The organism is Pseudoduganella sp. GW821-FHT12E03 (assembly GCF_058807115.1).
Window position 1 is genome coordinate 242,242 of record NZ_JBXAQJ010000004.1, and the last position, 23,076, is coordinate 265,317.

At 62.7% G+C, this 23,076-nt stretch carries 14 protein-coding genes and 1 tRNA gene; 4 read left to right on the forward strand and 11 right to left on the reverse strand.

Features of this window, described 5'->3' with window-relative positions:
• The first annotated feature begins 128 nt into the window (after positions 1 to 128).
• The gene (locus AC1RRC_RS11940; RefSeq protein ID WP_493055688.1) at positions 129 to 1,196 is read left to right on the forward strand and encodes a FemAB family XrtA/PEP-CTERM system-associated protein; all 1,068 of its coding nucleotides are present in this window, start codon (positions 129 to 131) and stop codon (positions 1,194 to 1,196) included.
• A gap of 26 nt (positions 1,197 to 1,222) precedes the next feature.
• On the opposite strand, the gene AC1RRC_RS11945 is transcribed toward AC1RRC_RS11940, so the two are convergent.
• On the reverse strand, positions 1,223 to 4,408 hold the full coding sequence (locus AC1RRC_RS11945) for a transporter substrate-binding domain-containing protein (protein ID WP_493055689.1): 3,186 nt from the start codon (positions 4,406 to 4,408) through the stop codon (positions 1,223 to 1,225).
• Between the two features lie 216 nt (positions 4,409 to 4,624).
• Between AC1RRC_RS11945 and AC1RRC_RS11950 the strand changes: the two genes are divergently transcribed.
• Positions 4,625 to 5,254, forward strand: coding sequence for a TetR/AcrR family transcriptional regulator (locus AC1RRC_RS11950; protein ID WP_493055690.1), 630 nt, complete (start codon positions 4,625 to 4,627; stop codon positions 5,252 to 5,254).
• 29 nt (positions 5,255 to 5,283) lie between these two features.
• Here AC1RRC_RS11950 and AC1RRC_RS11955 read toward each other — a convergent pair whose 3' ends face one another.
• Complete coding sequence (locus AC1RRC_RS11955) at positions 5,284 to 6,402, reverse strand: HupE/UreJ family protein (protein WP_493055691.1); 1,119 nt, start codon at positions 6,400 to 6,402, stop codon at positions 5,284 to 5,286.
• Positions 6,399 to 8,537: a YHYH protein gene (locus tag AC1RRC_RS11960; protein WP_493055692.1), complete on the reverse strand. Its 2,139-nt coding sequence runs from the start codon at positions 8,535 to 8,537 to the stop codon at positions 6,399 to 6,401. The genes AC1RRC_RS11955 and AC1RRC_RS11960 overlap by 4 nt, the downstream gene beginning before the upstream one ends.
• A 215-nt stretch (positions 8,538 to 8,752) precedes the next feature.
• On the opposite strand from AC1RRC_RS11960, the gene guaD reads away from it, so the two are divergent.
• Positions 8,753 to 10,183, forward strand: a complete 1,431-nt coding sequence (gene guaD, locus AC1RRC_RS11965) for a guanine deaminase (RefSeq protein ID WP_493055693.1) — start codon at positions 8,753 to 8,755, stop codon at positions 10,181 to 10,183.
• Positions 10,184 to 10,213: 30 nt separating this feature from the next.
• On the opposite strand, the gene AC1RRC_RS11970 is transcribed toward guaD, so the two are convergent.
• The 4 genes from AC1RRC_RS11970 to AC1RRC_RS11985 all read right to left on the reverse strand — a co-directional run bounded on the left by AC1RRC_RS11970 (position 10,214) and on the right by AC1RRC_RS11985 (position 14,796).
• Positions 10,214 to 11,740, reverse strand: coding sequence for a spermine/spermidine synthase domain-containing protein (locus AC1RRC_RS11970; RefSeq protein ID WP_493055694.1), 1,527 nt, complete (start codon positions 11,738 to 11,740; stop codon positions 10,214 to 10,216).
• Positions 11,737 to 12,342, reverse strand: coding sequence for a fused MFS/spermidine synthase (locus tag AC1RRC_RS11975; protein ID WP_493055695.1), 606 nt, complete (start codon positions 12,340 to 12,342; stop codon positions 11,737 to 11,739). Before AC1RRC_RS11975 ends, AC1RRC_RS11970 begins: the two co-directional genes overlap by 4 nt.
• Before the next feature lie 328 nt (positions 12,343 to 12,670).
• The gene (locus AC1RRC_RS11980) at positions 12,671 to 14,491 is read right to left on the reverse strand and encodes a sulfatase-like hydrolase/transferase (RefSeq protein ID WP_493055696.1); all 1,821 of its coding nucleotides are present in this window, start codon (positions 14,489 to 14,491) and stop codon (positions 12,671 to 12,673) included.
• Positions 14,492 to 14,720: 229 nt separating this feature from the next.
• Positions 14,721 to 14,796: transfer RNA gene (locus AC1RRC_RS11985), tRNA-Arg, on the reverse strand.
• Between the two features lie 192 nt (positions 14,797 to 14,988).
• Here AC1RRC_RS11985 and AC1RRC_RS11990 point away from each other — a divergent pair.
• Positions 14,989 to 15,522: a c-type cytochrome gene (locus tag AC1RRC_RS11990; RefSeq protein ID WP_493055697.1), complete on the forward strand. Its 534-nt coding sequence runs from the start codon at positions 14,989 to 14,991 to the stop codon at positions 15,520 to 15,522.
• 221 nt (positions 15,523 to 15,743) lie between these two features.
• Here the strand turns inward: AC1RRC_RS11990 and AC1RRC_RS11995 are convergent, their stop codons facing one another.
• The 4 genes from AC1RRC_RS11995 to AC1RRC_RS12010 all read right to left on the reverse strand — a co-directional run bounded on the left by AC1RRC_RS11995 (position 15,744) and on the right by AC1RRC_RS12010 (position 22,934).
• Positions 15,744 to 17,798 (reverse strand): M13 family metallopeptidase, encoded by a 2,055-nt coding sequence (locus AC1RRC_RS11995; RefSeq protein WP_493055698.1) that lies wholly within the window; start codon positions 17,796 to 17,798, stop codon positions 15,744 to 15,746.
• 127 nt (positions 17,799 to 17,925) lie between these two features.
• Positions 17,926 to 19,983, reverse strand: coding sequence for a M13 family metallopeptidase (locus AC1RRC_RS12000; RefSeq protein WP_493055699.1), 2,058 nt, complete (start codon positions 19,981 to 19,983; stop codon positions 17,926 to 17,928).
• A gap of 15 nt (positions 19,984 to 19,998) precedes the next feature.
• Positions 19,999 to 22,221 carry a TonB-dependent receptor plug domain-containing protein gene (locus tag AC1RRC_RS12005; RefSeq protein ID WP_493055700.1) on the reverse strand — a complete coding sequence of 741 codons (2,223 nt, stop codon included), beginning with the start codon at positions 22,219 to 22,221 and terminating at the stop codon, positions 19,999 to 20,001.
• A 158-nt stretch (positions 22,222 to 22,379) separates the two neighbouring features.
• Positions 22,380 to 22,934 carry a hypothetical protein gene (locus AC1RRC_RS12010; protein ID WP_493055701.1) on the reverse strand — a complete coding sequence of 185 codons (555 nt, stop codon included), beginning with the start codon at positions 22,932 to 22,934 and terminating at the stop codon, positions 22,380 to 22,382.
• Positions 22,935 to 23,076 lie beyond the last annotated feature (142 nt).

The following is a 23,076-nucleotide window of genomic DNA, read 5'->3' on the forward strand; positions in this document are numbered from 1 at the left end:
CAGGGATTGTACTCACATCCACGCGGCAGTTCTACCGACTGGCAATATGCGGCAGGCCAGCATACAATCCTGCCAGTCATTAAACAACAAGCAACTTTTTCCAGCCTTCCGGCCCCCCCTCCCTGTCCATGCACTTTTCTTCTTACCCGAACGACGCGCCAGTCCATGCCTTGCTGGACGAGTATGTCCGCCAGCATCCGCAGGGCAGCGCCTACCACTTGCACGCGTGGCGCCAGGCAGTCCAGGATGCCTATGGCTATCCGGGACGGGTATTGACGGTCCACGACAGCAACGGCAAGCTGGCCGGCTTGCTGCCGCTGTGCGAAGTGGCCTTGCCGCTGGGCCGGCCGCGCTGGATCGCACTGCCATTTTGCGATGTGGGCGGTCCGCTGGCCGATACGCCCGAGATCGCGGCGCGCCTGGCCGCGCATGCCGTACAGTCCCTGGCGGGCGCCGGGGCGCGCAAGATGCAGTTGCGCTGCTCTTCCTCGCAGGCGGCCCCGGAAGACGACAGCCTGGCCGGCAAAAAAGTCCGCATGCTGCTGCCGTTGCCCGACAGCGCGGAACGCCTGATGGCGTCCTATCCGCCCAAATTGCGCAGCCAGATCCGCAAGGCGGAAAAGAACGGCCTGACCGTCTCGGTCTCCACCGACGCGCGCGACGTGCACAGCTTTTATGACGTCTACAGCCAGAACATGCGCCGCCTGGGCAGCCCGCCGCACAGCCGCGGCCTGTTCGACGCCATGCTGCGCCACTATGGCGCCAGTAACGAGATTTTCCTGACCCTGGTGCGCAAGGAGCACACCGTGGTTGGCGCCGGACTGGTGCTGCGCTGCGGCAGCAAAGCCGTGATCCCGTGGGCGTCCACCCTGGCGGAATACAATCCGCTGGCGCCCAACATGCTGCTGTACTGGGGTTTGCAAGCGCACCTGTGCGCTGCCGGCGTGACCCAGTTTGATTTCGGCCGCTCCACTTATGGCGAAGGCACCTACAAATTCAAACGCCAGTGGGGGGCGCAACCCTGGCCGCTGGACTGGCAGCAATGGACCACCGAAGGCATGGCGCCGCCGGCGCCGGCCGCGCCGGAAAACGCCAACTCATCGGCGCGCGCCGCCGTGGAATCGGTCTGGCAAAAATTGCCGCTGACGCTGACCAACAGCCTCGGGCCGCGGCTGCGGCGCTACATCACGCTGTAACCTCGTCCGCAACCCCGTCGACCCCGTCACGCCGTCAAACCGTGCGCCGCGTCCAGCAGCGCACACAATTCCCGGTAGCGCGCTTCGGCCACCATCGCGCGCACGCCTTGCGCCACCTGCGGCGCCAGCGCTTCGAGCTCCGCCGCCAGTTCGGCCAGCGCATGCTGGTCCAGGCTGACCACGGCCAGGCGCAGCGCGGCCCGCATGCCGGCCGGCAGTTGCGCGAAATCGGCTGGCGCCAGCGCCACCTGCCCGGTGCTGGCCACGCCCTCGTCATCGGCCTGTCCGGTCCGCACGAACCGCAAGCCCAGGTGGCGCTCCAGGCAGTCAAAGATTTCATCGCGGCGGTACGGCTTGCGGATGAAGTCGTCCATGCCCGATGCCATCACTTCATCGCGTTCATCCTGGAAGGCCGACGCCGTCACGGCTACGATTTTCACTTCCGCCCCGCCAGGCAGCGCGCGGATGCGGCGTGTCGCATCGATGCCGCTCATGACCGGCATGCGGTTATCCATCCAGATGAATTGCGGATGCCACGATTCGAATTGCTCCACTGCCACCTGGCCATTGATGGCGACGCGCACATCGAGGCCCGCATCTTCCAGCAAGCGCTGTAACAGCAGCCAGTTTTGCATCTGGTCTTCAGCAATCAGGATGCGGCACGCGGGCTGGCCCGGCGCCACCCGCTCGACGCGGCCCTGGCGGCCGCCGCGCACCGGCGCCGTGGGCAGCGAAGCGCGCTGCATGGGCGCTTCGAGCCGGAAACAGGAACCCTGGCCCGGCGTGCTGGTCAGGGTCAGCGTGCCCCCCATCAATTCCACCAGCTTGCGCGTGATCGACAACCCCAGCCCGGTCCCTTCCTGGGCGCGGGCCCGGTCAACCTGCACGAAGGGCTCAAACACACGCGCCTGGTCGGCCGCGCTGATGCCGACACCGCTGTCTTCCACTTCAATCACCAGCACCATGCTGCCGGCGCTGCGCTCCACCGTGGCGACGCGCAGCGTGACACCGCCCTGCTCGGTGAATTTGATGGCATTGCCAACCAGATTCAAGACGCACTGGCGCAGCTTGGTTTCATCGCCATGCAACACGGAGACCAGCTGTTCACTGAGTTCCAGCACCAGCTGCAAGCCCTTGTCGCCGGCCCGCACCGCCATCAGGTCGGCAATGTCATGGCACATCGCCGTCACATCGAACGGCGCCCTTTCGACAATCGAGCGTTCCGCCTCGATTTTCGACATATCGAGCACATCGTTAATCAGCGACAGCAGGTTTTCCCCGCTGCGGTTGATCAAGTCCAGCGTCTTGCGCTGCGGCCCGGTGACGTTGTCTTCATGGCGCAGCAATTCAGAAAAACCGAGGATGGCGTTGAGCGGCGTGCGCAATTCATGGCTCATGTTCGACAGGAACACGCTTTTCGCGCGGTTGGCCGCCACCGCATCTTCCTTGGCGGACGCCAGTTCCTTGGTCCTCGCGTCGACCAGTTCCTGCAAGTGCAGCCGGTAATGCTGCAACTCTTCCTCGCGCGCGCGCCGCGTCCCCACTTCGCGCTCCAGGTCGGCGGTGCGGCGTTTCACCATCACGCGCAATTGCACAATGAAGGCCGCGGCGACTATCACGGCGGCCAGCAGCGCACCGAGCGGCCGGTAATCGATTTCCCGCGCATAGGTGATGTTGGCCCATTTCTGGCGGAAGCTGTCACGCTCGGCGCGGGGAATCGCGGCCAGCGCCTGGTCCAGCATGGCCACCAGTTCCGGCCAGTCGGAGCGCACGCCGATGCGGAACTGGTAGGTGTAATCGGTTTCGCCAGCCACGCGGATATCGTTGGCGCCCAGTTCCATCATCTGGTGCGACGCCGTTAGCAGCGCGCCCGCATACGCCTGGGCTTCGCCGTTTCGCAGCATGGCCACCGCGTCCTTCACGCCGGAGGCCGGCACCCGCACCACGCCCGGCCATTCGCGCTGCATCCACTCATCGAGCGTGGTGCGGCGGATCACGGCGACTTTCTTGCCCGTCATGTTCGCCAGGCTGGGCGGCGACGAGCCCACGGCGGAAAACAGCACCACCGGGGTCGTGATATAAGGTTCGGAAAAACGCAAATACCCCATCCGTCCCGCCCCCTGCGCCGCCGAGGCGATCACGTCCACCTCGCGCCGCTCGATGGCGTCCAGCAGCGCCGTCAAGCCGTCATACGGCAGCAATTCAAACCGCACGCCCAGCATCTGCTCGATGCGGCGCATGAATTCAATCGAGATGCCGCGCGGCAGGCCGTCATCGCCCTTCCATTCAATCGGCGTACGGCGGGCATCGTAGCCGATGCGCACCACCGGATGGCTGGCCAGCCAGGCGCGCTGCTCGTCGGCCAGCGGCAAATCGCGCTGCACCGGCACGCCGTCGGCGGCGGTCAGCCAGCGGGCGCGGATCAGCGCATGTTCATCGGGCCGGATCGCCGCCAGGCCCTTGTCGAAAATGGCATGCAACAGCGGTTCATCATTGCGCAACGCAAAGCGGACCGCAGCGGCGTCCGAGTAATAATAAAGCAGGCCGATTTTCAGCCGCATGCCGCCTTGCCCGAGGTGGCGCTGCACCACCGGCAAGTCGTCAAAAAACCCTTCCGCTTCATTGCGCTGGACGCGTGCCATGCCTTCGGCCGGACTGTCCACTTCCACCAGCGTGCAGTCCGGGCAGCGCGCCCGCAATACGGGAATGCGCACGGTATTCTTGACCACGGCAATGCGGCGCTTGCCGAAATCCGACAGCGTACGCACTTCCGGCAAGTGCGGCGCGACCGCCATGGCAATCGGGAATTCCAGGTAAGGCGCGGTGAAATTCAGGCGGGCCTTGCGCTCCGGCCGCTCGCGCGCGCCCAGCACGCCATCGACTTGATGGGCCATGGCTTTTTTCAGCGCTTCATCCCAGGTCGATCCCGCGAAGCGCACCGTGAGGCCGGTTTTGCGGGCAATCAGGCTGGCGTAATCGATCGACGCGCCGCCAAAGGACCCGGCATCGCCGTCGGCGCGGCGGAAATTGAGGGGCGGATTGTTCTGGTCCAGCGCCAAGGTCACCACGGGATGGGCCTGCACCCATGCCTGTTCTTCCGGCGTCAGCGGCACCCGGTCCTCGCCCTGGGCAAACACCGGCCCCGCATGCGCGGCACATGCCATGACCAGCAGCGCGCCCAGGCGCTTCCAGAGAACTGAAACTGCTTGCATAACCCGCCTACGAAATTCCATGCGACTCATGCGGCATGGGTAATGTAGGACCCATCCTACGTGAATCACTGGTTGGTATCAGTAAAAAAACGGTTACAAATCGGTTACTGTGGCGGCAAGGCCGCGCCACACGATGACCATCAGGCACGCCGGGTGACCTGCGGTGAATTTTGTAGGTAGATTGACCTATTTTCGCAGGGGGCGCACACTGGCGGCATGACAACCACTTCACCACGTCCCTTGCGCGGCAAGGAGTCCAATACCACCACCAAAGGGTATGAACGGTCGGCCGCCATCATGGAAGCGGCCTATGCCCTCCTCGCCACCGAAGGCTATGCGGCGCTGTCGATGCGCAGCATCGCGCAGCGGGTCGGCGTCAGCCTGTCGAATGTGCAGCATTACTATCCCAGCCGCGATGCGCTGATCGAAGCGCTGCTGGAACAGACCTTCACGACCTACCAGGCCGATATCGACCGCATTGTCGCCGGCACCGAGTCGCCGCGGCTGCGCTTTGCCGGCGTCATCGATTATTTCCTGCAGACCTTGCGCGGCCAAGTGCAGAGCGGGCTGTTTTTCGAAGTGGCGGCGCTGGCCAACCGCCATCCGGTGGCCACCCAGGTGTTCGACGCCATGCTGACGCGGGCGCGCAAGAATCTGCGGCGCCTGATGCGCGACATCGACCCGGCCATGGCGCCGGTGCAAAGCGACCTGCGCGCCGCGCTGATCGTGTCGCAACTGATTGGCAGCATGGTGTTCATTGCCGACTCGCGCCCGCAACACGTGGAACTGGCCGCCTTGCAGCAGGAAATCGCGGCCGCCATCCAGCGCATCGCCTTCGGTGCCTGAATTCGTCGCCTGGCTGCGCGGGCATCGGCTCAGGCCAGGGTGCGCTGCACCAGCCAGACCATGCCGATACACGCCGCCAGGACCGACCCCAGCTTCACGAACCGCGCCTGCCAGCGCGCATCGAGCCAGCGGCCCGCCAGCAACAGGCCCAGCAGCACACAAGTCACGAACGCGATTTGTCCCGCTTCCACGCCGAGATTAAAGGCCAGCAAACTCAGCGCGCGGTTGCCGTCCGATAGCCCCAGTTCCACCAGCACGGTGGCAATCCCGAGGCCGTGCAGCAAGCCGCAGGCAAACACCAGCCAGGGCCGGTGCCGCGCCGACGCCGCGCCGCGCCACAGGTTATCCACCGCCAGCAGCACGATGCTGAGGGCAATCAGCGGTTCCACCACGGCGGGCGGCGCGCTGACATAGCCCAGCGCGGACGCCGCCAGCGTGATGCTGTGCGCAATGGTGAAACTGGTGACCACCGCCAGCCAATAGCGCCAGCCGGCGCCCACCACCAGCACCGTCAGCAGGAACACCAAGTGGTCCGGTCCCAGCAGGATGTGTTCGGCGCCCAGCAGCGTAAAGTCCCGGAACACGGCCCAGGGGCCGGCAAAATACTGGTGCGCATGACGCTCGCGCGACAGGACCGCCAGTTCCGTCTGTTCGCCACGAATCACTTGCAGCGCCAGCCGTTGGCCGGCCGTGGCGTCCGCATGGAACATGCGCACGGTGATGTGCGGCGCGGTGACGGGCCCATCCCACTGATAGCGCCGCAGCAGCGCGAATTCCGTGGCGGCCTGCGCCTCCATGCCCGGGCCGGGGTGGGACAGCAGCATGTCTTCAAACAGCACGCGGCCCAGCGGCCCTTGCGGGCCATGGTTGCGCAACTCGAACATCGCGCTCAGCTGCATGCTCAGCATGTCGCGGTGAGCATTGATTTCCGCCGCGCTGATCAAGCCATCGCGGTTGTCATCGAAACCGGCCAGCGCCGCCGCCGGCACGGCCACCGTCACATAGGCCGAATCCCCCACCAGCCGCACAGCGCCCGCCCCGGACGGCATCAGGTGGGCCATGGCGGCCGGCGCGGCCAGCATGGCCCACGCCGCCAGCGCCCAGCGCAGGGTGGCGGCCCATCGCCGCCAGGTCTTGCCAGGCATCATTTACCGCCGGTCGTCGACGAAGCGGTGCCTTTCACGCAGCGCTGGATGTACGGATAGGTATCGGTGATGTAGTAGTGGTAAATCCCGTTCGGGAATTCCGGCGTCACGCCGGTGCGGCCATTGCACTCGTCGAGGTCGCCCAGGCCCGCCACGTATTCATAATCCTGCGTGAAGGTGCCCATGGCGGCGATCGACGTGGCTGGCCGGCCGCTCGAGGCGGTGCTCTTCATGCGGTAGCTGGACGTCATGGCTTTCACGCCGCTGGTGGCGTCGCTGGCGGTCTTGTAGCCGTAACGCGCATAGATCGGGAAGCCATCCACGGCGAAACCGACCAGCGTCATGGTGGAGGTACCTTTGCCCAGCTTGGTGATGTATTCCTCCGGCATGCCGTGGTAGTGGTAATCGCCCGTGGGCTGCACGTGCGCATTGTTGGTATCGGTGCCGAACTTGAAGTACGTCTGGCCCAGCGCTTCGATATTCCACGCGCCCTTGTTCTGATAGCTTTCCGCCGTCGACGGATCGAACTTCACGCTATTCATGGCGTAACCCAGGATGTGGGCAACCGCGGTCCCCGTGGTGCTGACCACGGCGGGCGTCACCGTGGTGCTGAAGTCGACCGTGATCGGTCCGATGGTGTTCGGATTGCCCGAGTTCGGGAACGCGCCCACGATATGATCCGGCACGCCATTGCCCGTGAAGCGGCGCTGCGTCGAGGTGCAGGCGACAGCAGCCGTGCTGGCCATGCCCGTGGTCGGGTTGGTGGAACTGTTGCTATAGCTGCAGTACACGCCCGCCGTGGTGCTGGTGCCGGACGACGTGCCGGCCGTCGGCGTCACGCTGACGCTGCCCGACGCGGTGCCGGCGCCGGCCGAATTGGTGGCTTTGACGCTGCAGCTGTAAGCGGTGCCATTGGTCAGGCCAGTCACCGCCACCGGGCTGGCCGTGCCGGTGCCCGTCTTGGTGGCGCCACCGCCGATGCAGCTGACCGTATAAGCGGTAATGGCGGCGCCGCCGGTCGACGTGGGCGCCGTGAAGGCGATGCTGGCGCTGGTATTGCCCGCGCTGGCGGTACCGATGGTGGGCGCGCCCGGCACCGTGACGGTCGGCGTCCCCGGATCGGTCGGCGTGGTGGAACCCACCGGCGTCACCGTCACGGTCCCAGACGCCAGGCTGTTGCCCTGCGCGTTGGCGGCCTTGACGGAACAGGTATACGCCACGCCATTGGTCAGGCCGGCCACTTGCAATGGGCTGGACAGGCCGGTGGCGGTCTTGCTGGCGCCGCTGGCGCTGCACGTTGCCGTATACGCGGTAATGGTACTGCCGCCATTCGACGCCGGCGCCGTGAAGGCGATGCTGGCCGTGCCATTGCCGGCGATGCCGGCGCCGATCGACGGTGCGCCCGGCACGGCAATGACGGCAACGCGGCTCATCGGCGTATAGCGGATGCCGCTGGCAATGGACGGCGCGACGGCGTCATAGTTTTCCTTGCCGGCGGCAAAGTTCGACAACACGCTGTCGACCGTATCGAGCTTGCGGTCGAGCACATCGAGCCAGTACAAATAACCGGCCTGTTCCGGATCGCGGTGCAGCACGTTGCGGTAAAACGCCGTCACCAGCGCACTGTTGGTGGGATTGGCGCCAACCAGGCTCTTGAATTCATTCGACGCGATAAACGACGCCGACACGGCATTCATACTGATGCCGTCATCCATCACGCTGATCCAGTAGCCGAGGCCCGCCACGTCCGGCGTGCGATTCAGCGCCGCCTGGTACAGGCGGTACGCCTTGCCGGGGATGCCGTCAACATCGAGGCTGATGTTGGTATCGGCGAATTGCAGGCGCTGCGTGCGCGTGACCGTCACGGTACCGTCCGCCCCTTCGGTATCGGTCACGGTATAGCCGGCGCCGCTGGCGGCAATCGTATAGCGGCTGGCGTTGCCGGAAAACGCCACCACCGATACGCCATTGACGGTGGTGCTGACTGGCGCGCCCTGCACCGCGCCCCCCATGACCGTGCGCACCGCCTGGCTGACGCTGGCGCCAGGATCACTGGAGCCGCCGCAGCCGGTCAATAGTCCGGCACCGGCGGCAACACAGGCAGCCAGCACGGCGCCGGCCATAGGTTTCAGTTGCACTGACATGGTTTCCTCCCAGGTTTTTCTTGCCTTTCATTATCAGTTCGAAATATGGAGAAATTGTGCGCAACATGGCTTCCGTTGTTTATCCGCACAACATATTGGATAAATTAATGACACATAATCGAATAAATATAGTACAGAATTCCCACTCCTTTAAATTTTGCAACGGCATTAATTCCTGCCAAAACAATTTTAAAATGGAGACTTATAAAATGAAACTTTCCAAATGCTATAAAGCATTAATTGCCGCCGCTGTCTTTTCATTTACCGCGCCTGCCTTTGCGCAATATCAAACCACGGCGTATCGGGCATCTATTGTGCACTTTGTGGAAGACCCGGCCGTCAGCCAAACCCCTTACGAATACTATGAAGACGGCGTGCTGGTGGTCGGCACGGACGGCAAAGTCAAGGCCGTGGGACCGGCCAATACTGTCCTGAACAATTACCCCTATATTCAAGTGGTCGATTATTCCGGGAAAATATTAATGCCGGGATTTATCGATAGCCACGTGCATTATCCTCAAACAGAAATGATTGCCTCCTTTGGGGAACAATTACTCGAATGGCTGAATACATACACGTTCCCGACGGAACAGCAATTCTCGAATAAAACCTATGCCAAGGGTGTCGCTAAAACATTTATTAATGAATTAGTTCGAAATGGCACCACGACCGCGCTGGTATTTGGCACGGTCAGCCCGAATTCCGTCGACGCCCTGTTCGAGGAAGCGCAAGTGCGCAATATGCGGCTAATCGCGGGCAAGGTCATGATGGACCGCAACGCCCCCGACTACCTGCTCGACACCGCGGCCAGTTCCTACACGGACAGCAAGGCGCTGATCCAGAAATGGCACAAAAACGGCCGCGCCCTGTACGCCGTGACGCCGCGCTTCGCGCCGACCTCCACGCCGGCGCAATTGACCAAGGCCGGCCAATTGCTGCAGGAATACCCGGACGTGTACATGCACACCCACCTGTCTGAAAACAAAGGGGAAATCGCCTGGGTGCAATCGCTGTTCCCGGGCTCGACCGGCTACCTGGACGTTTATAACAGCTTCGGCCTGTCGCGCAACCGCTCGGTCTATGCGCACGGCGTGCACTTGCGCGACGATGAATTCCAGTCGCTGGCGCAAACCGGCTCGGCCATCGCGTTTTGCCCGACCTCGAACATGTTCCTGGGCAGCGGCCTGTTCAACCTGCAAAAGGCCGAACAATATGGCGTGAAAGTCGGCCTCGGGACCGACGTCGGCGCCGGCACCAGCTTCAGCGCGTTCCAGACCATGAATGAAGCGTACAAGATGACGCAGTTGCGCAAGGCGTTCGTCGATGATCCGGACAGCGTCAATCCGCTGAAGGCGGTCAAGGCGTATTACCTGGCCACCCTGGGCGCGGCGCGTGCGCTGAGCCTGGAAAACCAGATCGGCAGCTTCAAGATCGGCAACGAGGCGGACTTTGTCGTCATCAATCCCAATGCCACCGACTTGCTGAAGTTCCGCATGCAAAAAACCACGACCATCGAAGACAAGCTGTTCGTGCTGCAAATGCTGGGCGACGACCGCGCCATCGACAAGACGTATGTGATGGGCAAGAAGCAGACTGTCAACGGTTACGGGTCGGGCTACTACCAGTACACGTACAACTAAGCCATCACCGGGGCGGCGCCAGGCGCCGCCTCACTGCCTGGCTTCCCAGCCCAGGTTCTTCAGCAGGCTGTCGCCATAGCGGAACTCGGTCAGCATGTTCTGGTCCGTGATGGTGTGCAGCCGGCGTCCGGCACGCGCGGCAAAGACGGTTTCGTCAAAGCGCTCGAAACGCTGGAAATCTTGCCGGACCTTGGCGGCCACCGCCGGCTGCGCCGTATCGACCAGCGCGCCCAGGCGGCGCACCGCTTCGTCCTGGCCGGGCATGGCCAGCGTATCGCCCGCCACCACGAAGTTGCGCATCTTGTAGACGTGGCGGAACACCCCGGCCGCCGTCTTGTAGACATCGGGCGCATCGGTACTGTTAAAGGCCAGCACCCCACCCGGCCGCAAATGGCTGCGCGCCACGCGCAGGAAATCGTCGCTGAGCAGCATGGTGATGTAAGCGCGGAAGTGGAACGTGGTATTCATCACCAGCAAATCGTATTGTTCGCCGGGGTGGCGTTTCAGCCAGCGCCGGCCGTCATCGAAATGCAGGGTGATGCGCGGATCCGCGAGGATCGGCCGCACCGCATCGTAGCGCTGGATCAGGTCCACATAGCCGGGGTTAATTTCCAGCACATCGATTTTTTCCACCCCGGGGAATTGCGCCAGCACCTGGGTCCAGGAACCGGCGCTCATGCCCAGCACCAGTACCCGTTTCGGGCGCGGCTGCACGGCGGCCAACAGGTAGACCCGCGAAATCGAATTGCTGTCGACCATGTAATCGGTGTTGATGCGGCCGTCATAGGCATTGCCGCCGTAAACGAGATCGCCCGGCACGCCCCCGTCCAGCGTATGCACGATGCCATAGCGGTTTTCCACGGCGCCCTTGAACGCGTGGCCACGGGTTCCCATGGCCGCCACCAGTTGCCCCAGCAAGGCATCCGGTATGGCGGCGACCGCCGCCGCCGCCAGCACGGTGCTGGCGGCCAGCGCCGGCAGGGCCAGCCGGCCGCCGGCCGCGTGCAGGCAATACGCCGACACCATCAACGTGGCGCCCGCCATCAGCGCCATGCTCTGCTGTAAGGTACACAGTTGCAGCACGATAAAGCCGGTGACCAGCGGCCCCAGGGTGGAACCGGCGATATTGGCGAAATACACGCGCGATACCGACGAGCCCACGTTATCGGTGCTGGCCGATGAACCAAGGTGGTGTGCAATCGGAAATACCATGCTTTTCAATGCCGCCGTCACCAGGACGCACAGCATCAGCATGGCGGTGCCCAGGCCGCGTTGTTCGGCAAAGGCCGCCACCACCAGCCATGGGAACAGCGCGTCCGTGACGGCGGCCACCAGCAGGATCACGGCCGCGACGTGGAACAGGTTGCCGTCCCGCTCACAATAGCGCTTACCCCAGCCGGCGCCCAGCGCTATCCCCAGCAGGTAGAGCGCGAGGATGGCGCCGAATGCCTGTGGCGCGCCGTGATAAATGAAGCTCGCCATACGGACCCACAGGATTTCCTGGCTCAGGCTCAGGAAGCCCATGAAAAACGATAACCAGCGCGCCGCGGCTTTCATGCGCGCCCCCGGCGCTGGCCAGCGTAGACCAGGCTGGCCACCAGGAAGTTGCCGGCCGCCGCCAGATAAATCGACTGGTCCAGGGTCAGGTAGCGGAACAGCACCACGCCGGCCGCAAGCGCCCCCAGGGCGGCGCCCATGGTATTGGCCCAGTACAGGCTGCCGATCGACAGGCCGACATTGGCATTGCCCCGGAACAGGTGCGCCACCAGCATCGGCAACGTGGCGCCCATCAGGCTGGCGGGGAGCAGGATCAGCACGAAGTTGGCCGCCGCGATCACGGGCAGGCTGCTGTGCAGGAAGCGGGCGCCGACCGCGGGGATCAGCACGGTGCTGGCCAGCCCGAACAAACCAATGCCCAGCTCGCACAGGGCAAACAATTCCACCGTGCGGTGCCCCAGCCGGTCCGCCAGTTGCCCCCCTGCCAGCGCGCCGCAACCGAGGCCCAGCATGAAGGTGGAAACTATGATGGTGATGGATTCGATATCGACGCCGAAGGCGCCGAACAGCAGGCGCTGCCAAGCGACCTGGTAAATCAGCGCGGACACTCCCGACAGGAAAAAAACGCCGAGCAGCAGGGAACTGGAAGTCTTTCCGGACATGCAGCCTCCTTGAAACGGTTGGTCAAAACCACTTCGATACTGCGGTACTGCGGTACTGAGATTGCCGATTCTGTGCCAATGCGACTGCCGATACAACTGCCGATGTTGCCGCCAACTCTAGTGTCCTGAAGTGCAAGTTCATAGACAAATCAATTTGACGAAATCGGCCTGAGACAAGGAGCCAAGGAGCCAAGGAGCCAAGGAGCCAAACGCAGCAAGACCGAGGCCTTGCGAGCATTTGCGACGCAGTATCGGGTCGATTCTCGTCGCATTTATTCAACGAATCTGTAATTCAGGACACTAGCATGTCCGGGCGATACGCACTGTGTCAACGGGCCAGCAAGCGCTCCTGCAACCGGGCCTGCCGGTTCATCACGTCGAGCGCGGCCTGTTCACGCGCGGGGTTGTCCAGCGGACGGACCGGATCGAATTTAAACTGCCGGCTCTTCCACAGCATATCGAGCTGGCGGTTATAGCTGTAGTACGTTCCCTTGTCCCACATGCCGCCGCTGCCCTGGTACCAGTCGCCGCCCAGGTACACCGGCCGTTGGGCCGGCATGGCATGCCATGCCACACCCTGTGTTTCAATACCGGTCCGCTCCAGGCCATACATGCAATGCACGGTCGGCGAAAGGTCGACGTGGCTGGTGACCTGGGACATGCGCACTGTCTTGCGCAGGCCGGGGTCATGCAGGATCATCGGTACATGGTAGGCCACTTCGTTCAACACCATGGGTTCCAGGAAATCGGCTTCCTTTTTGGTGCGCAAGCCATGGTCGGCCGTGACGATGATCACGGTATTGTCGTAGACGCCCACCTGCTTCAATTGCGCGACGATGGCCGCCAGGCTGCGGTCCAGCGCCTGCAGGCGCGTCATGCCATCGGCATACAGTACGGCCTTGCTGGCGCCCGGCGGCAGCCAGGGGCCGTGCGACAGTTGTGGCAGGTAGGCATACATGAACGGCTGGCCATGGCGCGCACTGGCGGCAATGGCGTCCTGCAGGTTCAGCAACAGGGCCTGGTCTTGTTCCGCCACCGGGCGGTCCCGCTCCGGACCGACGACTTTACCGCCCACCTGCCGCACCACCCAGTCATCGATCGGGTAGCGCTCGCGCACCGGATCAAATACTGTGAAGTCATAGCCTTCGGCCGCCAGCGCGGCAAAGCCGGACTTGTAAGGGCGCGCCCGGTCCAGCGGCAAATTCTTTTCCAGGCGGTAGGACGGATACAGGCCGGTAAAGACCGAGAAACGGGCATAACTGGTAAACGGGTAGGTAGTGAAATGCTGCTCCCCCACGAAGGCGGATTGCTCCAACGCCGCCATCGCGGGCAATTGGCCGCGCCCGGCCTTGTACAGTTCATATGGCACGGTTTCCATCAAGAACATTAACACATTGGGCCGCTTCAGCGCGGTATGCCACCGCGCGCCGTTGGCTTCGCATGAATATGCCAGTGACGCGGACGGTTCCTCGTTCACCCTGGCCACCGCATCGAAGCCCCCCGTGACCACCAGGTTTTGCGCCATTTGCACCAATACCGGCTGATGGAACACGGTGCGCGGATGAGAATCGAGCCGCATTGCCGCCAGTGCCAGCACGACGGCACCGGCCACCACCACCGCCACCATCACCACCGCCACGCCAGCCCGCGCCACCAGCGCGACATGGCGAATGCGGTACAACCCGCCGGCCAGCGCCAGCAAGACCGCCAGCTTGGCCAGCGCGCCGGGCGACACGTATTCCAAGATGGCGGAGGGTCGCTCCATGGCCCACAGCACCATGGGTGCGAACTGGTCAGCACTAAGGAATTTGCCGGTGGCGGCCAGCGCGTTGAGATTGGCAAACGACAGCACGATCAAGGCCAGCGATACCTGCAGCACCACGCGCGCCAGCATTGGGCGGCCAGTCAGCCAGCCCACGCCCAGCAGCACGGCTGGAATCGCCACCACCATCAGCAAGATATCGAGTGCGTGGAAATGCGCATGCCACAGCCAGCCCATGGCGTCGGGCTCATGGCCCATCATCCGGCTGGCGATACGGTAACCACCATCGCCCAGCACCTGCTGCTTGACGACCATCACAGCTACCAGCGCGAGTGCGTAAATTGCCGCCAGTACGGTGTCATGGCCTGCGTGTTTGTAGTGCCACATTCCTGTATCCCTGCGTAAACGGGAAGCGGCGTCATGAAATGTGGCGCACATTTCATAAAAACTAACACGCATTTCCCAGACGAAAGATCAAGTTTCTAGAGAAAACTTGCCCAGGACGATTGATAGTGAATATCCAGTGTGCGACGGCGATTCAAAAAGGACAAGTATCAGCGCATGCGAATGGCAAGGCTAGTTGACCTACATCGAGGAAGATGCATCGGGAAGGTGATGGTGCGGCTGGCGGGGATCGAACCCACAACCCTTGGCTTCGGAGGCCAATACTCTATCCATTGAGCTACAGCCGCACTGGGGGGACTTTCTTAAACCCCCGCAGGATACCGGGTATCGTGCCGTATGTCCACGAAAAGTGTCTCTTTTGCACCTTTGCACGTCCACTACCAATTCTTTACGACTATAATCGCTCGTTTGGCGCCCTAGCTGCTCCTGCAATAACACACACGCCGACGCAAGTTTCGAAACTGTTACCAAGGAAATTCATGAGCCACGATTCCCCGATCCGCACGCCCAAGCAACTTGCAGCAGCCGTTGTCGGCTTTTTTGCCGTCACCATTCTCGGCATTGTGCTGCTGGTGCAATACGTCACCAATACCAAACTGACGGGCGCCGGCTCCGAAGGCCAGACATCGCAAGCCGTTGAAGCGCGCTTGCGCCCGGTTGCCGATGCGGGCTACACGCTGAAAGATGCCAATGCACCGAAAGTGCTGCAATCCGGCGAAGCGATTTATGCCTCGACTTGCCAGGCTTGCCACGGCACCGGCGCGGCCGGCGCACCGAAGGTTGGCGACAACGCCGCCTGGGGCGCCCGCCTGGCGCAAGGCGAAGCCGCTGTCATCAAACACGCGCTGGAAGGCTTGAAAGCCATGCCGGCCAAAGGCGGCAATCCAGACCTGGACGACGTCGAAGTGACGCGCGCCGTGGTATACATGGCCAACAAATCCGGCGCCAAGATGAAAGAACCGGCCGCTCCGGCCCCAGCCGCTGCTGCCGCAGCCGAAGCGCCGAAGTCCTGAACTGCCCGCGCTGCGCAACGAACCGCCCTCCCGGGCGGTTTTTTTTCGCCCGCACATGGCGCCACGCCATGCTTGCTGCCGTTGGTGCCTGGCCCCTTTAGCACTATCGTTCGGCATGAGAACGATAGTGCTAAAGGGGCCAGGCACCAAAATGTCGACTATCTGCTGATGAAATAAAAAACCGCCCCGAAGGGCGGTTCGTGTGCTGCGTGGGGCCGTGCTTACCAGATGATCACGCGCTCTTGCGGCGCAAGGTACATCTTGTCGCCCTTTTTCACCTTGAAGGCGTCATAGAAGCCCGGCTGGTTGCGCATGGTGCCGTTGGCGCGGAACTGGCCTGGCGAATGCGGGTCGGTTTTCACGCGCTTGATCATTTCCGGATCGCGCATCTTGCTGCGCCAGACCTGGGCAAAGCCCATGAAGAAGCGCTGGTCGCCCGTCAGGCCGTCAATCACCGGCGCCGGCTTGCCCTTCAGCGACAATTTATACGCCTTGTACGCAATCGCCACGCCGGAGTTGTCGGCAATGTTTTCACCCAGGGTCAGTTCGCCGTTGACGGTATAGCCCGGCAGCGGGCTGAACGCGTTATATTGCGCCACCAATGCCTTGGTCTTCTTCTCGAAGTTTTTACCGTCCGATTCAGTCCACCAGTTGCGCAAGTTACCGTCGCCGTCATACTGCGAACCCTGGTCATCGAAACCGTGGCTGATTTCATGGCCGATCACGGCGCCGATACCGCCGTAGTTGACCGCGTCATCGGCGCTGGCGTCAAAGAACGGCGGCTGCAGGATCGCGGCCGGGAACACGATTTCATTCATTTCAGGGTTGTAGTACGCGTTGATGGTTTGCGGCGTCATGCCCCATTCTTCGCGGTCGATCGGCTTGCCCAGCTTGTTGATTTCCTTGTTGAAATCAGCCATGTTGGAACGCTGCACGTTGCCCACCAGGTCATCCTTGGACACCGCCAGCGCCGAGTAATCGCGCCATTTGTTCGGGTAGCCGATCTTGGTGGTGAACTTGGCCAGTTTCGTTTGCGCCTGTTTCTTGGTGGCCGGGCTCATCCAGTCCAGCTTGTTGATCGACTGCTTGTACGCCACCAGCAGGTTGCCCACCAGCGCTTCCATGCGCGCCTTGCGCTCGGCCGGGAAATGCTGTTCCACGTACAGCTTGCCCAGCGATTCGCCCAGCGCGCCTTCCACCGTCTCTACACCGCGCTTCCAGCGCGGGCTGATTTCCTTGGCGCCCGACAAGGTGGTGCCGTAAAACGCGAAGTTTTCATCAACAAACGCTTTCGACAGGTACGGGGCGTAGGTGCGGATGGTTTTCCACGCGAAGTACGCTTTCCAGGTTTCCAGCGGCGTCGCGGCCAGGATGTCGGACACGCCTTTCAGGTACGACGGCTGGCTGATGATCACGTAATTAACCTTGCCCGTCACGCCCAGGCCCGACAGGTACGGGGCCCAGTCAAAGTTCGGGGTCAGTTCATTGAGCTTGGCAATCTCGACCTTGTTGTAAGCCTTGACCGGATCGCGCAGTTCGACCGGGGTCCATTGCACCTTGGCCAGTTCGGTTTCCAGCGCCACAATGGCTTTCGCGTTGGCGGCGGCATTCTTGTCGCCCGCCAGCGCCAGCATGGCGGCGACATGCGGTTCATACTTGGCCAGGATGGCGGCCAGGCGCTCGTCATCCTGCTTCAGGTAGTAGTCGCGGTTCGGCAAGCCCAGGCCGCTCTGGTAAAAGTCGACGACGTACTTGGTCGAATCCTTGTTGTCCTGGTGGACACCGCCGACGAACGGCGCGCTGATGCCAAGCTTGGCGAACTGCGCCAGCAGCGCCGGAATGCCTTTCTTGTCCTGCAGTGCGGCGATGTGCGCCAGCGTATTGTTCAGCGGCGCGCTGCCGAGCTGTTCCAGCCGGGCTTCATTCATGAAGCTGGCGTAGAAATCACCGATGCGCTGCGCATCCGCGCCGGCTTGCGGATTGGCCGCAGCCTGCTCGATGATGGCGCGCAGTTGCGGCTGCGTGTCTTCGTGCAGCTTGGCAAACGAGCCCCAGCTGGACTTGTCCGCCGGGATTTCCGCCGTGGCCAGCCACTTGCCGCTCAAATGGGTAAAGAAATCGTCTTGCGCACGCACAGCGGGATCGATGTATTCAATGGCGATGCCGGAAGTCGGCTTGGCCGAAGTGGTGGCTGCGGCGGCGCCATGGGCGCCCGCGTGGCCGGTGGCGGTGGCCAGCAGGGCCAGGGTCAATGCACTGAGCAGATGTCGGTTCACAGGTGATGTCCTTCGAGTAGTAGTCGTACCGGCTTATGGCCGGGGGTAAAACTGTAGCACAGCAGGAATACACAAAAATAGCAAAAAGGCCACGTTCGTGGCCTTTTTGCCGCACAAAAAATGCAAGTTACCAGATGATGATGCGATTTTCCGGCGCCACATACATCTTGTCGCCTTCCTTCACGCCAAACGCGTCATAAAAACCCGGCTGGTTGATCACCGTGCCGTTGGCGCGGAACTGGCCCGGCGAGTGCGGATCGGTTTTCACCTGCTTGATTTGCTGCGCTTCGCGCATCTTGCTGCGCCAGACCTGGCCAAAACCCATGTAGAAGCGCTGCTCGCCCGCCAGGCCGTCGATCACCGGCGCCGGCTGGCCCTGCAGCGACAGTTTATAAGCCTTGTAGGCGATCGCCAGGCCGGAGTTATCCGCGATGTTTTCACCCAGGGTCAACGCGCCATTGACGTGATAGCCCGGCAGCGGGCTGTAGCCGTCATATTGCTTGGTCAGCGCATCGGCCTTGGCCTTGAACTTCGCGCGGTCGTCAGCGGTCCACCAGTCGCGCAGGTTGCCGTTGCCATCGGACTGGCTGCCCTTGTCGTCGAAGCCATGGCTGATTTCGTGGCCGATCACGGCGCCGATGGCGCCATAGTTAACCGCATCGTCGGCTTGCGCGTTGAAGAACGGCGGCTGCAGGATCGCGGCCGGGAACACGATTTCATTGGCGGTCGAGCGGTAATACGCGTTGACGGTTTGCGGCGTCATGCCCCACTCTTCGCGGTCCACCGGCGCGCCCAGCTTGGCGATATTGCGCTTGTACGAAAATTCCGCGGCGCGGCGCATATTGCCGGCCAAATCGCCCGCCACGAACGACAACGCGCTGTAATCGCGCCACTTGTTCGGGTAACCGATCTTGGTGGTGAACTTGGCCAGCTTGTCTTGCGCTTCGCGCTTGGTGTCCGGGCCCATCCAGTCCAGCTTGTCAATGCTGTCCTTGTAGGCGGCCAGCAGGTTTTTCACCAGCACTTCCATGCGCGCCTTGCGCTCGGCCGGGAAGTACTGCGTCACGTACAACTGGCCCAGGCCTTCGCCGATCGCGCCTTCCACCGTGGCCACGCCGCGTTTCCAGCGCGGCGGCTGCGCCGTCACACCGCTGATGACGCCTTCATAAAACGCGAAATTCGCATCGGCGAAGGCTTTCGACAGGTAGGGCGAGGCATCGCGCAGCAATTGCCACTCAAAGTACGACTTCAGGGTATCGAGCGGCGTCACATCGACCAGCCGGGCGAAGCCCTTCAGGTAGCTCGGCTGATTGACGATCACATAATCGGTCTTGGTGGCCACGCCGGCCTTGCCCATCACGTCCAGCCAGTCATAGCCAGGCGCCAGGTCGCCCAGTTTGGCGATCTCGGTCTTGTTGTAGCGTTTGACCGGATCGCGGTTGTCCACCTTGGACCACTGCACTTCCGCCAGCGCGGTTTCAAATTCCATGATGGCTTGCGCCGCCGCTTCCGGCGTCTTGTGGCCGGCCAGCTTCAGGATCTGCGCCACGTGCGCCACATATTGGGTGCGGATGCCGGCCAGGCGCTCGTCATCCTTTTTCAGGTAATAATCGCGGTCCGGCAGCCCCAGGCCGCTTTGCGTCACGTACGCCGCATGCTTCAGCGAATCGCGCGCATCGGTGCTCACATAAATCGCATACGGGGTCGAGACGCCGATGCGCGACAGGCGCACGATCAACCCTGGCAATGCCTTCTTGTCCTTGACGCCGCGAATCTGGCCCAGCTCACCCGACAGCGGTTTGACGCCCTGCTTTTCCAGCAGCGCTTCATTCATGTAGCTGGCATACAAGTCGGCGATTTTTTGCTCGTTGCTGCCGGCCTTGTGTTTACGCGACTGCAAGTCTTCGATGATGGCGCGCAGTTGCGGCAAGGTGTCGTCGCGCAGCTTGGCGAACGAACCCCAGCTCGATTTATCGTCGGGAATTTGCGTGGTCTTCAGCCATTCACCGTTCAGGTGCTGGAAAAAATCATCCTGCGGACGCACCTTGGTGTCGATGTACTGGAGATCGATGCCGGACTTCAGCGCGGCCGGCGCCGGATGATGGTCGTGGCCTTCATGGGCGCTGGCGGGGCCATAGGCGGCGAACAGGCTCAGGGCCAGGGTGGTCAACAGGGTGCGTTTCACTACGTCTCTCCTTTGTCAGAACTTGGTTTCCAGCCGCGCGCTCCACACCATGTAAGTGGGGTTGACCGTACTGGATAATTTGGCGATGTTGGTCACGCCGCCGGTCATCACCAGGTTGTTGCCGGTGGCGTCATCGGCCAGGATATTACTCGCCGACAGGCGCAATTGGGTCAGCGGTGTGGCTTTCCACAACACATACGTATCGAGCACGCGCTTGCGGCTGACTTCCACCACTTGTTCGGTGGAAGTTTGCACACGGATCGCCGGGGTCCAGTTGAAGCTGGCGCCAAACGTCAGCGGTGCATCCTTCATGCGGTAATCGAGGCCCAGGTTGCCGGTTTGTTTGGCTTGCTGGTCAAGGCGGTTGTCCGGGCCGGGAATACCGTCGACCCGCGACCAGAAGCGGCTGTAATTGGTGCGGACATCGATCGCCGGCGCATCGGGGAACCATTCCACCAGCTGGAACTTGGCTTCCAGTTCCACACCCCGGGTCTTGGCATGGCCCACGTTCGACGGCGTCGAGACCCAGCGCAGCGTGCCATCGGGCGCGCTGTACGTGGTCAGCGTGCGGCGGATCAGGTTATCGATGTCACGGACAAAGGCGCTGGCCGACAGGATGCCGGCGCGGCCCAGGTAATGTTCATACGCCAGGTCGATGCCGGTGGCCAGTTCCGGTTTCAGGTTCGGATTGCCGGTGCGGTCGGGACGGGTCGCGTCATTGTTGCGCGACAGCGCGGGCAGCGCGATCAAGTCCTGCACGTTGGGCGACTTGTAACTCTTTGTCCAGCTCAGGCGCACCTGGTCGCGCTCCTTGCCGGGAATGCGCCAGACGCCGTGCAGCAGCGGGGAAAACACGCTGCTGTTGTTGCTGATGGTATTGCCAACTGTGCCGGCGCCACGCTCGGACGTGGTGCGGATGCCTTCCCAGCGGGCGCCAACATACGCGCTCCATGCCGGCGTGATCTCCCATTCATCCTGCGCATACACCGCCACGCGGCGCGTGTCGGCGGTCAGGTTGTCGCCGGAATCGGCAAATTGCGACACGCCGTTTTTATCGAGCGACACGCGGGTCTGTTCGCGGTGGCCGGTTTCCAGTTCCCACCCCGCCGCCAGCAAGTGGCCCTGGCCCAGCGGCGACGTGTATTTGCCGCCCGTGTTCAAGCCACGGTCGCGCGACGCATCGGTATCGGTAAAGCGGTCCAGCAGGCTGCCGGCCGCATCGTACTGGTAGCGCAGCACGTCGCTGTCGCGCTTGCCCAGGCCGAAGCCGAATTTCACGTCCAGTTTCGCAGCGCCATCGAGGCGGTGGACCCAGTTGCCAAAGCCGCGCATGAAGGTCGCGCTGGCATGCGATTGCGTATCGGCCGCCGCGTATTCCTGCGGCGGCACGCCCGGCAGCGCCACCGGCTGGCGCAAGGCGCTGGTGGCGCCGGTATCGCTGCGGTTGGCCATCACGAAGGACTGGAAATTGAGCGTGTCGCCGTTCTCGAACTTATAGGACACGCGCGGCGCCAGGTTCAGGTTTTTCGTCGTGCCGCTGCTGTCATCGTCCTGCAATTGCAGGCGTTCCACGGTCCCGTCCGCGCGCGTATCGGTGCTGGTGGTGTGGCCGGCGTTATGCTGGCGGTTGATGCCCAGGGTGCCGGTCAGCGTGTAATTCAGCGTGCCCTGCTTGCCCGGCAGGGTCACCGACAGGTTCGGCGAGTGCAAGCCCTGCTCGACAGAGTCGGACAACTTCACCTGGATGTCCTTTTGCTGGTAGCCGTCGCGCAGCACGATGTTGATGGTGCCGGCAATCGCGCGCGCACTGTGTTCGGCCACCGGGCCGCGCATGACTTCGACCCGCTCCACCTGGTCCGGCGACAGCGACTCCATGGAGAAACCGGCCGGCGGGCGTTCGCCATTGACCAGCACCTGGGTATAACCGTTGCCGAGGCCGCGCATGCGCACATCGCCGCCCCGGCCGGGACGGCCGCCGCCGATGGTCACGCCAGGCAGCCGTTTTAATACGTCGCCCAGGCTGGTGTCGCCGTTACGGTCCAGTTCTTCGCGGCCATACACTTGCTTGCCGGCGGTGGCGTTGCGGCGTTCATCCATGTCGCTGGCGCGGCTGTTGGTGATGGTGACCTGCTGCACCGGCTGCGCGGCAGTCTTTCCGTCATCGCCCTGCTGCTGGGCATAGGCGTGAATCGGGGCGCCTATTAATGCCAGGCAGGCAATGGGGATCAGTTTGCTCATGGAATTCGGGGAGGGTGTCCGTGCGGCCTTGGCTGGCTGGAGCGTTCTGGCTGGCTCGGGAGAGTGTGCCGCGCACGCATTGTAATCGCGCGCGGCGGTGGGGAGGCGATTGTTAACGGGTTTTTACGTTTCGATACACGCAGTTGTTGCCAGCAACATTATCCGCCGCGCCCCGGGCCCCCCTGTCCGCCTGGCGCGCCCATGCCGCCCCCCATGCCGCCCTTGCCACGGCCCTTCCCTTCATGGCCCTGCCCTTCGCCGCCGCGTGGACGCTCACCGCCCTCCCGGCCCGGCATGCGCTGCATTTGCTCGGCAATAAAGACCGCCACCTGGCGGCGCTGGGTTTCATTCAATGCATCGTTGACCACCAGCCACCATTCGCGCAACTGCTTTTCTTCGCTGGCCGTGGCCGCGGTTTCCGTGTCGAACGCGCCCGCCAGTTCACGCAACTCCACGTCTTTACTGTCGAGCGCACCACGCGATGCGGCCTGCATTTTTTCGCGCCGCGATTGCCGTTCGCGCAACAGGGTGCGGGTGCGGCTTTCGGTCTGCTGCCACAGGGTTTGCTGGTTGGCATTGAGATTCAATTCCTTGCGGAAATCGGCCGCCATGGCCAGCAAATCTTCGGCGCGCATTTCCATGACAGGGGTGGCGAAAACAGGGGGGACAGCCGCCAGCAGCAAGGCCAGCGCTGCGGTACGCAAATGTTTCATCGAATCTCCAGAAATAATGAGGATGCCCGGCCTGAAGGCCCGGCACGCTTAGCCAAAAAAAAAGCCAGCGCGGGCGCGCTGGCGGAAAACCACTACAGGGTAGAGAGAATTACAAGGCCAGTGTAGGTCGCGTCCGGTTGCC